The sequence below is a fragment of the Photobacterium frigidiphilum genome (genome assembly GCF_003025615.1).
Taxonomy (GTDB): Bacteria; Pseudomonadota; Gammaproteobacteria; order Enterobacterales; family Vibrionaceae; genus Photobacterium; species Photobacterium frigidiphilum.
The window spans coordinates 1-12,265 of record NZ_PYMJ01000044.1 but is presented as its reverse complement, the minus strand read 5'-3'; the positions used below and the strand labels follow the sequence as shown (position 1 = coordinate 12,265).

The window sequence follows — 12,265 nt, the reverse complement described above, 5'->3', positions numbered from 1 at the left end:
TTCCTTGTCCTCATTTTTATTCCTATCTGCAGTCAACCTGATAATTATCGTTGTATTAAGATGGTCGTTTAAGTCTCATATGAAGGTAAAATAGACTCACCAATCACCTTTGCTTTCGAAATGCCCCGTAATTACTTCAAATTCGAACGTGTCATGCTAGATGATAAATATAGCAATGTATGTGATTCAAGCTTATGTTTTGTAATGTTTGAGGGATGAAGACGCAGGGTAACAATGTTCAGGTGGAATAATCTAGACTCATACAGTGTTCTGTACCATTTAATGGCAGTATCGAAAATAACAGAAATAGAGATCGCATAATTGACAGGGAAGTAACCCAATATCTCTTGCAAAAAAGCGTTCAAATGATAATGTAAACGTTACCACTGAATCCTGTTGGAGTAATGAAATGGACACTATCACTTATCCAGATTTTGCAAAGTTAGATATACGCGTGGGCAAAATTATTGAAGTCGCTCGCCACCAAAATGCAGATAAATTGTATATCGTACAAATCGATGTAGGTGAGAAAACCCTGCAAACAGTGACTAGCCTTGTGCCTTATTACACTGAAGAAGAATTGATGGGTAAGCAGGTTGTGGTACTGACAAACTTAGCGAAAGCAAAAATGCGCGGTGAAACATCTGAATGTATGCTGCTGTGTGCGGAAACGGATGATGAATCGGAGAGTGTACTCTTAACGCCTGAGCGTCTTATGCCTGCTGGTGTAAAAATCGTGTAATACGCGAAAGGTAGCTTGATTATATACATTAAGCACTGCATGAAAAAAGCCCCTACATTTTTGTTCTGAGGGGCTTTTTTAGTATCAAGTTTGTAAGGGTGTACTTCGATTAATGAGCAACTTCAAATGCTAAGGCTTTCTTTTCAACTTGGCGGAAAATCAGCGTTAAAATGCCATTCACAGCAAGGTAGAATGCGCCTGCAACACTGAATACGACCAAAGTGTCATAGGTCTGGGCATTAATACGCTGGGCGTAACCCATCAGATCCATAATCGTGATAGTGCTGGCTAGCGACGTTCCTTTAAACACCAAGATAACTTCATTCGAATAAGCTGGTATTGCACGACGAATGGCAAAGGGTAATAAAACACGTAGTGTCGCGACTTTATCCATACCCAGTGCGCGACATGCTTGCCATTGACCAGAAGGAATGGCGTTGAATGCACCTTTAAATAACTGTGTGCTGTATGCTGCCGTGTTTAATGCCAAGGCTAACATCGCACAGAACCAAGGTTGGCTTAACCAATTCCAAAGAAAGCTTTCGCGTATCGCTTCAAATTGCCCAGGACCGTAATAAATCAAGAATATTTGAACCAGTAGCGGTGTACCTGTGAACAACGTAATAATGCCACGGCTGATCCAATGTAAACCCGTTGTTCGCATAATCAGTGTTAATGTCATTAACAATGCAAGCGTACAACCTACTAATAGAGAAACTGCTGTCAGTTCAAGACTTGTTGCCAAACCACCTAGCATTTGCCAAACATGCTGTTCATTCATGCGGTTGCTCCTTGTGGCGCGCTAAGACCTTGAACCGTAAATTTCTTATCAATCACTTTAACTGCACGTTGTGTGATCAGTGTAATCACCAAATAAATAGCAGCAGCAGTGGCATACCAAGTAAAGGCTTCATGCGTTGCAGCAGAAGTGAGCTGTGCTTGTTTAAGTAAATCGGTTACGCCAATTAATGACACTAAAGCCGTATCTTTCAGCAGTACTAACCACTGGTTAGTCAAACCGGGTAGGGCATGCCTAACCGCTTGTGGCAAAATAATGCGAAAGAAGCTATGTGCTTTGCTTATACCAAGAGCACTTGCCGCTTCACGTTGACCATTATTCACTGCTTTTAATGCGCCACGTATCGTTTGGGCGGCATAAGAAGCAAAGATGAGTGATAAGGCTATAACTCCAGAGACAAATGGGCTGATATCGACATAGTCACCTGTGATCATAAAGAGCACCTGACCTGAGCCGAAAAAGATAAACAGCACCACTAATATTTCAGGTAAACCACGAAGAATTGTAACGAATGCAGTTGTCGGCCAAGCGACAATACGGCTACGAGACATCTCACCGCTTGCAAAAATTACCGCTAGAACTAAACCGACTAATAAACTGGCAAAAGCCAGCTGGATGGTCATCCAGCTTGCCTCTACGAGTGACATTGAGTAACCCGAAAAAACCATATTACTTACCAAAGTACTTATCGAAAATTTCTTGGTACTGGCCGTTTGCTTTCACCGTTTTAAGTGCAGCGTTTAATTGGTTAACCAGCTCTTCATTCTTTTTGTTTACGGCAATGCCAAAACCATTACCAAAGTATTCTTGGTTAGTGACTTGATCGCCAATGTAAGTCAGTGTGTCGTTCTTTTTGAACCATTCGGCTACCACTGCAGTATCACCAAATACAGAATCGATACGACCATTTTGCATATCAATAAATGCATCTTGGTAGCTTGCGTATGGAACTGCTGTTACGCCAGCCATTTGGTCGATTAAATAACTCTGGTGTGTTGAACCGTTTTGTACACCTACACGCTTACCGTTTAGTGCTGCTTGGTTTGCGACTTTTCCTTCAACGGCAACGAATGCTGCTGAGTTATCGTAATAAGGATTGGTAAAGCTGACTTGCTTTTGACGTGCTTCAGTAATATCAATACCAGAGATAGCCGCATCGTAACGCTTAAATTTAAGGGCCGGAATTAAACTGTCGAATGCTTGATTGTGAAAGCTACATTTAGCGTCCATTTCTTTACAAAGCGCATTGGCTAAATCAACGTCAAAACCTTGAATTTGATTATTTTCGTCTACGTATTCAAACGGAGCATAAGTCGCTTCCATCGCGAATTTAATTTCTTCCTGTGCAGCTGCATTTGCTGAAGCAAGACCAATAAGAGAAGCCAGTAAAATCTTTTTCATCGCGATACTCCGTGTATTCGTTTTTTAGGCATAGAAGAGCTTTCTGCCAAAATAAAAGGGTAATTAAAAAGGGTAATTAGTGGGCTAGGTATTCTGCAAACTCAGATGTAGCCGGAGTAATGAATGCCTCTTTTGTGCCATGTTCCACGATGTATCCTTTTTCAAGATACAGAACATGACTTGCAATTTTTTTCGCAAAATCGACTTCATGGGTCACAACAACTTGTGTGATGCCAGTTTCGCTTAATTCGTTAATGATCTTGACGATCTGATTGGTGATTTCAGGGTCAAGTGCCGCCGTTGGTTCATCAAATAACAACACGTCAGGTTTCATCATCAGTGCGCGAGCAATGGCGACACGTTGTTGCTGGCCACCAGATAATTGCATTGGCCATGCATCTGCTTTATCTGCCAATTGCAATGTTGCCAGAATTTTCATTGCTTCTTTTATTGCTTGTGCTTTATTTAGCCCTGCAACGTTAACGGGCGCTTCAATAAGGTTTTCTATGACTGTCATGTGTGGCCATAGGTTGTATTGCTGAAAAACCATACCGACTTTACGACGTAATTTAAGCCCGTCTTTTTCTTGTACTTCAGTGGCGAAGTTAAAAAACGCATCAGCGATATTCAATTCGCCGCTGTTTGCTGTTTCTAACAGGTTCAATACACGTAGTAGAGAGCTTTTACCTGCACCGCTTGGACCTAACAACACAAGGGTTTCACCTGTATTACACGTGAAGTTCACATCATGAAGAACTTGTGTGTTGCCGTAGAACTTATTGATACCGCTTACTTGAATACTCATGCTGACTTACTGCATTAATCGTCACTGGGGTCTTATACTACCCATGGTGGGTTGTTATGCAAGAAAAATGTATAAAAAATCCATTTTGTTAAATTATTGTTTCTGTGTTGTTCGATTTCTTGGTGTTATCTACTGGTTTGATCTGCTGTTTGGGCGTTATTTATACTTTATATTGTTAATGGAAGATGAGGTAGTGATTTACAGTAAGAAAAAACATGCATTTAATAAGCCTTTTTTAGAAAAGGAGTACGGATTATCAATATTTATAACTAGCAGAATAATAACAATAAAGTTTTGATGCATGGTTTGTGTTAATTATTGAAAAGTGAATATTTATTTACTATGAACTGAGTGGTGAGTAAAGAATACGGGGCTGAAGAAGAGAAAAGTAATGAATTTAGTGGTATTCCAGAGGGGGAGACACTACTACATGCTGTTTATTTTAAGCTGCTTTATTGAGTTACGTTGATAAAGTCAGGCATAGTGTTTATATAAAAGTGTTTCTATAAACAAAATGGGTGAGGAGTACATAAATGGATTTAGCTAAATACAAAGGCATTATTTTCGATATGGATGGCACGTTAGTCGATTCAATGCCGGCACACTTAAATGCATGGAAAGAGACATGTGAAGCGTTTGATATTCCATTTGATCGGGAATGGTTTTATACCTTAGGCGGAATGCCAACCATTAAAACAGCGTATGCAATTAATGAGAAATACCAATTAGACTGCGACCCGGTATTATTAGCCGAAAGTAAGCTGCGTATTTTTGATGATATTCCCCACAAAGGAGATGTCATTCCTGCAACGTTTAACGTGCTAAAGCAACAAAAAGCATTATCTAAAAAGATTGCTATTGGTACAGGGTGCCAACGTCGTCATGCTGATGAGTTATTGGAAGTAACGGGTTTAATGCCTTACCTTGATGCCGTGGTTACGTCTAATGATGTTGAAAATCATAAGCCCAATCCAGATACATTTCTAGAAGCCGCTAAGCGTATTGGAATCGAACCCAAAGATTGTATTGTCTTTGAAGATACAGAATTAGGTCGATCTGCCGCTATTTCAGCAGGCATGGATTGCTATTTAGTTACTGGCGGTCAGATTGCTGAGTTTAAATCTGCATAATGCCATTCACAGACAAGTAGCCTAATCGACATAACGAGCTTGTATCCAACAGGTCTCTCGCAACTTTTATCGCTATCCGTTATTCTTACCGCTCAACAACCAGCAATGATGATGCAATGACAAATAAAGATAATAAGCAGGAACCTCGCCACAGTAAGTTATCGTCTGACGACTATAGAAAAGGTAACCGAAAAGATGAACAACATGGTATGTCAGAAGCTCGGTTTTGGACCCAACGTTTAGGTAAAACTGGGATAAGAGCACTACACATTTTAGGAATAGCAGCCTCTAGTGGCGGTATTCTATATGGTGTCGATAAAGCGTTATGGGTTGGCTGGTGGATGCTTGCGATGTCGACAGGGATGATCATGATGTTAATGGAGATTTTACGTTCTCGATTGTGGCTTATTCAACTAAAAGGGGTGCTTACCTTTGTTAAGCTACTTTTGTTAGCGTCTTTTTGGGTAATACCACAACACAAGCCTGAGCTTTTTATTACTATATTGGTGATGTCAGTTTTTATCTCTCATGGTCCTGCTGGTTTGCGCCATTATTCCATTTGGCATCGTCGACGTATTGATGAAAAACGTAAGATGAATGGTTAAGCAAAAAAGTTATAAAAAAGTGAAGCTTAACAGTATTTTTTTGCGAAAGTTTTTTCTGCTATTACACTTATACCTAAGAGACTTGTTCTGTGGGAATTTATTATCCTACATCTTGAAGTAACTTGGGATATTAGATAATTAGGAGAGGGTCTGTGAAATCATTGCTCAGTGTTATTGTTGCGCTATTCGTACTTACAGGTTGTTCCAAGTCGGTTGATCAGCAAGCAGATGATTACGTTGATGTAAGCTATACCTTATGCGGTACAAAGGTTAAGGCATTCTCTCAAGGTGATGATGGTAAAATCCGTGTTATCTGTGAAAACGACAGCTATTTTGTGGTGAAAAATCAAGATACATTAGCTTATATGCATGAATTAAACGGTGCTTATTGTTTAGGGCTAGGTTTTTCTGTGTTCACCGAGCGGAGTAATTATTATACATTTACTTGCTCAAACGATAAAAATTTCAACATACCCAAATAATTAAATGTTATAACAAGCCGCTTTTATTAGCGGCTTTTTTATTTATATTGGTTGTTCTTTTGCTGATTAACTGACGTTATTTAGGCGGTATACCCTGGAGCTAATGTTGCGCTATTGACTTGGTATAAGGCTTGATGATTTCCCAATGCCAGCTGGTATCCTACGGTTTTATGCAAACTTCTATCTTTACTGCAATCTACTTCCCATTTACGAAGTAAATAACCCGCTAAAGCTGCGCGAGTTTCAATGACTCTTTTTCCATCAACCATTTCATAATCTAGCTCGATAGCTTCAGGATTTTGCTGCTCAGGGTGGGGGGTTAATTCTAGGTCAATAAATTTTTGCCACTGGCGATCTTCAGTAATAAGCTCGTGGTTGTGTGGTGCATCAATAAGTATGTTTGCACTGACAACACGATTACATACCACGTCCATAAAGCGATCATTTTTGCGATCAAACGAACGCACATGCCAGCGGTTTCCTGAATCAACAAGACTGTGTGGCGCGATAATACGGCGCGATTTACCACTGGAAGTTGAAATATATTCTACTTCAATTAATTTGTTTCTATAAATCCCTTCACATAACACAGCCATAATTGGTGTTTTGGGTAGGGTGAGTAATTGAGGTGATTCACAACGGATTGGAAATGCTTGATGGCCAGAAAATCCATCACCATAACCTAGAGACACTGTTGCTAGCGTTTTTTCTAGATCGAGTGTAAACATTGGCGAGAAGGCATCTTGTTTATAGTATTTCTTCGATCGCATATCTAATTTTAAATTATCTGGCAAAATTTCTTTATATAAGGCTAAATCACGCGTTGTTGCTGCGTGGCCCACTGCAAATCGGTCTATCAAATCTTTACGTGTGACTTCACCAAGAAAATACAGTGCAAAATCAATAAACGCCAAACGTTCTCGTTGAGCTGAACCAATGGTGTTTAGCTTCTGAATAATGTCTTGCGGCTGTTCGTGAAGTTGAAAAGTCATGGTTATTTATCCAGTAGTTTTGTTAATCGACACTATATACCTAAAATCAGTAGATGCAATACTGGAAAAGTAAAATTACGATGACATTCAAAAAAGATACGAGTGTTGTTCTCTTCTTTAGGGAGCAACATCTGACTTTGTTATTATTCATTGCCAATAGTCTGATTTTTGTTTTAAGGGTAATCAATATTCAAGTGAAATATTAAACGCATTGATCTTTATATGCAGTTGAATGTATTTATATTTCGTTTTACATAAATTGGAATTAATGTGAAAATTGTTAATTTATAAATGGTTGCTGAAGGGTTGAAAATATTGCATTTAGTATGATATAAGAATGCCAGTATACCTAAGCTTTATAGGGCTATTAGCTAGCTTATATTAAGAATATGATATAATTAACAAATTCAAAACTGTCAATATATCGACTTGAAAGGTCAACTTAGAAAGTGTTACTTTACTCTGGTGAATGGTTATTCCATTGGAAGAAATAGCGCATGACTTATTCAAGGATAGGCATAACAAAATAGGAACAAGTGTGGAAATATCTCGCAACCAATTGAAGCAGACGTTAGATGTATTGAGCCAAGGCTATGTATGTTTAGATGAAAATCTAAGACAGGGTGTATTGGTTTATATTGAAAGTCAGTTGATAGAGCAAACGGTTGAAAGAGATCAATACTTGTCTTTAGAATGTTTTCATTGTGATTATCCATATGCCCGCATGGGCTCTGCAACAGATATTGATTTCTTCAATGGTCAGGAAATGACGAAAGAGGATAAGCCGTTTATTGGCGATCGTTTCAAAACAATCGATATACGTATTTGTTCTGTTGTTGGAACTCACAGGTCAAAACCTGTTTACCGCTGGAAAACCATCGGACGTTTTCAAGAACATGAGATATTAGAGGCAATCAATGCTTTAATAGTATCGTTAGGTTCTGATGAATATTTTAGTTACTGCGCAAGCTGCCTTGAAGTTAGGCCAACAGGTTATTTAAATAACAATGCTTGTGACTGTGGTATAGAAACAGTGCAAAACATATCTGAGTTTAAAGCCAATCATTTAAGCGCTGCATATTAACTTGCTGCGTACCCCCTTATATATCTAAAAGAAAAGCTCTCTGCTATTTTGTCTAAATGATCGAGCAGAGATCTTTTTCTTTTCTGATAATGATATCCAAGCTACTTTAAGAAAATCAGTAATTAGCAAGACGTTCTGCTAATAAGTCGACAAAACCTTGACGATTTACATCAAACAGCACCGTTGTATTGATTGGGTTATCGGTTAACTGATAGCGATCGACGACTGTCATACCTAATGTATGGCTTCCTTGTGTTTCAATACCTACCCAGCAATTGATAGATGCAAACAGTTCTGGTTCCAATAACCAAGCAATGGTACAAGGATCGTGCAAAGGCGCCCCTTCAAATCCCCATTTTGGATCGCGATGATAAATCATAAAGAAATCAAGTAATTCAGCAGTCACTTGAGCAACCGGATTGTCTATTTTACGAATTTTCTCAATATCTTCATCCATGATTTGTGCTCTGTGAGTAACATCTAAACCGCACATAGTGATAGGAATGCCCGATTTAAATACGATATCAGCCGCTTCGGGATCAACGTAAATATTAAATTCAGCAGCAGGAGTCCAATTACCAACTTCCGCAGAACCACCCATTAATACAATACTATCAATCTTACTGTGCAGTTCACGGTGGGTCGCCAGTAATAAGGCAATATTAGTCAGTGGGCCTGTCGGTACAAGCGTGACGGGTTCTGTCGCTTCTGTCAGTATTTTTGCCATTAGCTCAACGGCGTGACAAGGCTGTGGATCAAATGCAGGTTCGGGCAGTACAGGCCCATCTAATCCTGTTTCACCGTGTACGTTATCTGCAATAATTAAATCACGAGAAAGGGGCTGTAGAGCACCACCTGCGACTGGAATATCGGTTCTGCCAACTAACGTGAGAATGCGTAATGCATTATGCAGGGTTTTTTCGGGGGTTTGATTACCAGCACTGGTAGTAACCGCTTTTATATCGAGCTCTGGGCTAGCACAAGCAAGAATAAGTGCGATCGCATCGTCATGACCAGGATCACAATCGATAATGATAGGGCGAGACATGTTATTTTCCTTTTTAAAGCGAAATCACAAATAAATTCTCACATCACTATATCGAGAATAATTAAATCTACTGTGATCCCATTGGCAATAACACATCTTTTAAATCATGGGGTTAGAGTGATAGTTCCGATTCTGTGTATTGTAATGCATTTCATATAAACTGATAAATAACGCAATAGTCAGCGATTAGCGTTACAGAAAGACACTGGCTATTTTAATCTAGCCCCATCATTTTTCTATATTCCATCTCCGTTGCAACATCGAGTTTGTCTGCTCGATCAAGGAAGACAATACCATCTAAATGATCGAGTTCGTGCTGGAGTATTCTCGCAATAAAGCCAGTAAATTCTGTTTCAACGACATCACCTAAGATATTTAGATAACGTACTTGTATGTGTGTATAGCGATTTACCTTTGCTCTAATACCCGGAATACTTAAACAACCTTCCCAGTCTTTTTCCATCTCTTCACTTTGCCACAATAGCACAGGGTTTATCATGATGGTTGGCTCCATCAATGGCGCATGTGGGTAACGATCATTCGGGCGAGAAGCGACAATAAAAGCACGAAGTGGCTCACCAACTTGCGGTGCAGCAATACCGACGCCTTGGTGTGAAAGCATAATCTGTTCAAGTGATTTAAGTAGAGGTAATGCAACGTCAATTTGTGTGGTTGATAAGGCTTCGGATGGAACGCGTAAAAGTGGATTGCCGAGTTGAATGATTTCGAGAGATGCCTGCATGCTCTTATCCTATTTATAAATGAATCTATAAAGATAAGTTACCGTGTATATTCTAGTGATAGCAAGCAAAGAAAGGGGAATACAGTAGGAGTAACAGCGGTAATCTGTGTCTTCTTATATGTAAAGAAGACTATATAACTACCGCTGTACTTGGCTTTTGTGGCACTTTATTAGCGTAATCTAATATCAGTACCGTTAAGCTGATTGAAGTAATATCTGACCAAGGTGGTTTACAACAAAGGCTGCATCTTGTGCTGCGGCATTGACTTTGGCGATGATCTTTTGAGCGCGCTCATCATCACCTTGAAGGCTTGCGACTACTTTTTGATTCATGGCTTCAGCCATATCAGATTTTTTCTTACAGTCGTTAAATAGCGCAGAAACAAATGACACTTCTACTTCGCCACCTTTAGTAAACAGCTCACCTGCAATGTTGTAAACAGTATGAAATTTCTTCGCCATATCTTTTTTATCTGATTGAACATCTTTAGCCCAGTCAGCCGCCCAGCCTTTGAAAATTACTGCAATTTGTGAGTTAGGTGCAATGTTGATTTGTTTCATCGAGTGTTTGTCCTTGGGGTTTCAGAGTAGGGCATAATAAAGTAGCGGTGAGGCTGTTTAAAGCAATAATATATTCAGGCTATTTATGTGGTCGAAAAACAAGCAGCATAATTTCAAATCAGGGACTTGAGACAATTTAATCTACCAGTACTTATCGATTAAACATCAATGTTGGTAACCAGCTTTTTAAGTAGACCAAGCATTTGTTCTTGCTCTTCACTATCAAGTGAAGACAACATCGATTCATTTATATCAACGGGTATATGGATTAGTGTGCTTTGTAACGCTCGGCCTTCATCTGTTAGATAAATACGAAATGAACGGCGGCTCTGCGGATCATCACGGCGTTCGACGAGATTAAGTCGCTCAAGCTTGTCGATAGTGCGTGTTGTTGTCGAACTTTCAACTTTAGATTTGATAGCGATTTCTCGCTGAGTTACGCCTTCTTCTTCCCATAAACACATAAGAGTAGGCCAGAGTGCTATGGTTAAACCATGCTTTTTGAGTTCAGTATCAAAATCATTTTTTAGTTTATTGGCAACGACATTAATAAGCCAACCAAGGCTTGATTGACGATCGAATGATGTACTCATTATTATGTTCTATCTTCTGAGTTATAGGTGAAATCACTACCTGTACTATAAGGAATAAGTGGATGATAAGCCATATTAAATGCTATGTGTTACTACACGATCCCCGTCATTTTTAACAACGAATACACTATGCTTATACAGATTAAAAAGCAGCAGAATGCTAGCCTATTTTGTTTAAATACAACCCCATTTGAACTTGTTACTTGGGCTGAATTTGTTGTCTTGCTAAGATCTGGTCTGGTTGATTGCTTTCCTGTAAACATGGCTTTGACTAAAGGGACATGTTTTAGCTTATAAGAAATTATTGCTAATAAATGTAAGCCTATTAGAGCAATCAGTAAACGAGCCGATAATGCATGAACAAACCCTATCAAGTCACTATCCGCTAATAAAGACGATTCACTTATCCATATATCGAAGACACCTATCAAAATAAAACCCGTTAGGCTTTGAATTAATAGGCAGCTTAGTAGGGTGATAACCATCCAGCCGCCAGCAGGGTTGTGACCAATTGTATGTTTGATTTTGCCTGTTAAGTAATACCATACAGTAAGTGGTGAGCGTAAGAAGTGCCGGAATCGGCTCGTGTCACTGCCGATAATTCCCCAGCAGAAACGCCACAAGACTAAAACAAGCAACGCTATACCGATGATTTCATGTGGACCATTTCCACTAAAACCTGATGCTAATAACCCCAAGCATAATAGCGCTTGAAGCCAATGGTATAAGCGTGTTGGTAAATCCCATACTTTCATAAAAGTGTTCCGTTAACGAATTTTCAGTTAATTTACACCGCAACTGTTGCGTATGCAACGGTTGCGGTGTAAATTAATAGCAAGTAGAGGAATTAACCAATCGTTCCTAATACATGTACTGATTATTTACGAAAAGAGGATAGAAAAATGTTTACTCAAAAAATAGTGAAGTATCTGCCGAAAATTATCAAATTTGGATTCGCTATGGTGCTGGGAGGTGTCAGTGTGGCTGCAATAGCGAATAGTGAAGAAAGTAATAAGCAAGTAATCGAAGCTCGTCAGCAGAATTTTAAAACGATAGAGCAAAATATGAAGCCGTTGAATAGCACTTTAAATGCCGACCTTATTGATTGGAGCCAAGTAAACATATTAGCTGCTACGAGCCATCAAGCTGCAATCGTGCGTATTAACATGATGCCGATCGCTCTATAACATCGATGGCGATCACAATCTCATTCGATTGTAGACCTTCGTAAAATCTAACTGACGTGATCGGCTTGCGTCAATTTATTTAATCTTTTTCGCA

16 protein-coding genes are annotated in these 12,265 nt (G+C 39.2%); 6 read left to right on the top strand and 10 right to left on the bottom strand.

Annotation, left to right across the window (positions count from 1 at the left end):
* Positions 1–409 precede the first annotated feature (409 nt).
* Entirely contained in the window at positions 410–742 is a 333-nt protein-coding gene (locus C9J12_RS26145) for a tRNA-binding protein (RefSeq protein WP_107245537.1), read from the top strand.
* A 109-nt stretch (positions 743–851) separates the two neighbouring features.
* Here C9J12_RS26145 and artM read toward each other — a convergent pair whose 3' ends face one another.
* The 4 genes from artM to artP form a co-directional block, all read right to left on the bottom strand.
* Positions 852–1,523, bottom strand: a complete 672-nt coding sequence (gene artM / locus C9J12_RS26140) for an arginine ABC transporter permease ArtM (protein WP_107245534.1) — start codon at positions 1,521–1,523, stop codon at positions 852–854.
* Entirely contained in the window at positions 1,520–2,209 is a 690-nt protein-coding gene (gene artQ / locus C9J12_RS26135; protein ID WP_107245532.1) for an arginine ABC transporter permease ArtQ, read from the bottom strand. Before artQ ends, artM begins: the two co-directional genes overlap by 4 nt.
* A 1-nt stretch (position 2,210) precedes the next feature.
* Entirely contained in the window at positions 2,211–2,942 is a 732-nt protein-coding gene (locus C9J12_RS26130; RefSeq protein WP_107245529.1) for an arginine ABC transporter substrate-binding protein, read from the bottom strand.
* Between the two features lie 76 nt (positions 2,943–3,018).
* A complete protein-coding gene (artP, locus tag C9J12_RS26125; RefSeq protein ID WP_107245526.1) occupies positions 3,019–3,747 on the bottom strand; it encodes an arginine ABC transporter ATP-binding protein ArtP in 729 nt (242 codons plus the stop codon).
* Between the two features lie 533 nt (positions 3,748–4,280).
* Here artP and C9J12_RS26115 point away from each other — a divergent pair.
* The 3 genes from C9J12_RS26115 (at position 4,281) to C9J12_RS26105 (ending at position 5,964) form a co-directional block, all read left to right on the top strand.
* Positions 4,281–4,877, top strand: a complete 597-nt coding sequence (locus C9J12_RS26115) for an HAD family hydrolase (protein ID WP_107245520.1) — start codon at positions 4,281–4,283, stop codon at positions 4,875–4,877.
* A 116-nt stretch (positions 4,878–4,993) separates the two neighbouring features.
* A complete protein-coding gene (locus C9J12_RS26110) occupies positions 4,994–5,482 on the top strand; it encodes a hypothetical protein (protein ID WP_227876470.1) in 489 nt (162 codons plus the stop codon).
* A gap of 152 nt (positions 5,483–5,634) precedes the next feature.
* Positions 5,635–5,964, top strand: a complete 330-nt coding sequence (locus tag C9J12_RS26105; RefSeq protein ID WP_107245517.1) for a membrane lipoprotein lipid attachment site-containing protein — start codon at positions 5,635–5,637, stop codon at positions 5,962–5,964.
* 80 nt (positions 5,965–6,044) lie between these two features.
* Here C9J12_RS26105 and C9J12_RS26100 read toward each other — a convergent pair whose 3' ends face one another.
* The gene (locus C9J12_RS26100) at positions 6,045–6,956 is read right to left on the bottom strand and encodes a WYL domain-containing protein (protein ID WP_107245515.1); all 912 of its coding nucleotides are present in this window, start codon (positions 6,954–6,956) and stop codon (positions 6,045–6,047) included.
* Between the two features lie 538 nt (positions 6,957–7,494).
* Between C9J12_RS26100 and C9J12_RS26095 the strand changes: the two genes are divergently transcribed.
* Positions 7,495–8,040, top strand: a complete 546-nt coding sequence (locus C9J12_RS26095) for a hypothetical protein (protein WP_107245512.1) — start codon at positions 7,495–7,497, stop codon at positions 8,038–8,040.
* Positions 8,041–8,155: 115 nt separating this feature from the next.
* Here C9J12_RS26095 and rihA read toward each other — a convergent pair whose 3' ends face one another.
* The 5 genes from rihA to C9J12_RS26070 all read right to left on the bottom strand — a co-directional run bounded on the left by rihA (position 8,156) and on the right by C9J12_RS26070 (position 11,739).
* Positions 8,156–9,088, bottom strand: a complete 933-nt coding sequence (gene rihA / locus C9J12_RS26090; protein WP_107245510.1) for a pyrimidine-specific ribonucleoside hydrolase RihA — start codon at positions 9,086–9,088, stop codon at positions 8,156–8,158.
* Positions 9,089–9,302: 214 nt separating this feature from the next.
* Positions 9,303–9,830: a peptide deformylase gene (def, locus tag C9J12_RS26085; protein WP_107245508.1), complete on the bottom strand. Its 528-nt coding sequence runs from the start codon at positions 9,828–9,830 to the stop codon at positions 9,303–9,305.
* 195 nt (positions 9,831–10,025) lie between these two features.
* The gene (locus C9J12_RS26080; protein WP_011218757.1) at positions 10,026–10,391 is read right to left on the bottom strand and encodes a hypothetical protein; all 366 of its coding nucleotides are present in this window, start codon (positions 10,389–10,391) and stop codon (positions 10,026–10,028) included.
* A 158-nt stretch (positions 10,392–10,549) separates the two neighbouring features.
* Entirely contained in the window at positions 10,550–10,984 is a 435-nt protein-coding gene (locus tag C9J12_RS26075) for a MarR family winged helix-turn-helix transcriptional regulator (RefSeq protein WP_107245505.1), read from the bottom strand.
* A 92-nt stretch (positions 10,985–11,076) separates the two neighbouring features.
* Positions 11,077–11,739, bottom strand: coding sequence for a cytochrome b/b6 domain-containing protein (locus C9J12_RS26070; RefSeq protein WP_107245503.1), 663 nt, complete (start codon positions 11,737–11,739; stop codon positions 11,077–11,079).
* A gap of 147 nt (positions 11,740–11,886) precedes the next feature.
* On the opposite strand from C9J12_RS26070, the gene C9J12_RS26065 reads away from it, so the two are divergent.
* Positions 11,887–12,171, top strand: a complete 285-nt coding sequence (locus tag C9J12_RS26065; protein ID WP_227876469.1) for a hypothetical protein — start codon at positions 11,887–11,889, stop codon at positions 12,169–12,171.
* The last annotated feature ends 94 nt before the right edge of the window (positions 12,172–12,265 follow it).

Coding starts and splice junctions, on each gene's coding strand:
- C9J12_RS26145 (WP_107245537.1), top strand. CDS start 410: ATGGACACTATCACTTATCCAGATTTTGCAAAGTTAGATATACGCGTG.
- artM (WP_107245534.1), bottom strand. CDS start 1,523: ATGAATGAACAGCATGTTTGGCAAATGCTAGGTGGTTTGGCAACAAGT.
- artQ (WP_107245532.1), bottom strand. CDS start 2,209: ATGGTTTTTTCGGGTTACTCAATGTCACTCGTAGAGGCAAGCTGGATG.
- C9J12_RS26130 (WP_107245529.1), bottom strand. CDS start 2,942: ATGAAAAAGATTTTACTGGCTTCTCTTATTGGTCTTGCTTCAGCAAAT.
- artP (WP_107245526.1), bottom strand. CDS start 3,747: ATGAGTATTCAAGTAAGCGGTATCAATAAGTTCTACGGCAACACACAA.
- C9J12_RS26115 (WP_107245520.1), top strand. CDS start 4,281: ATGGATTTAGCTAAATACAAAGGCATTATTTTCGATATGGATGGCACG.
- C9J12_RS26110 (WP_227876470.1), top strand. CDS start 4,994: ATGACAAATAAAGATAATAAGCAGGAACCTCGCCACAGTAAGTTATCG.
- C9J12_RS26100 (WP_107245515.1), bottom strand. CDS start 6,956: ATGACTTTTCAACTTCACGAACAGCCGCAAGACATTATTCAGAAGCTA.
- rihA (WP_107245510.1), bottom strand. CDS start 9,088: ATGTCTCGCCCTATCATTATCGATTGTGATCCTGGTCATGACGATGCG.
- def (WP_107245508.1), bottom strand. CDS start 9,830: ATGCAGGCATCTCTCGAAATCATTCAACTCGGCAATCCACTTTTACGC.
- C9J12_RS26080 (WP_011218757.1), bottom strand. CDS start 10,391: ATGAAACAAATCAACATTGCACCTAACTCACAAATTGCAGTAATTTTC.
- C9J12_RS26075 (WP_107245505.1), bottom strand. CDS start 10,984: ATGAGTACATCATTCGATCGTCAATCAAGCCTTGGTTGGCTTATTAAT.
- C9J12_RS26070 (WP_107245503.1), bottom strand. CDS start 11,739: ATGAAAGTATGGGATTTACCAACACGCTTATACCATTGGCTTCAAGCG.
- C9J12_RS26065 (WP_227876469.1), top strand. CDS start 11,887: ATGTTTACTCAAAAAATAGTGAAGTATCTGCCGAAAATTATCAAATTT.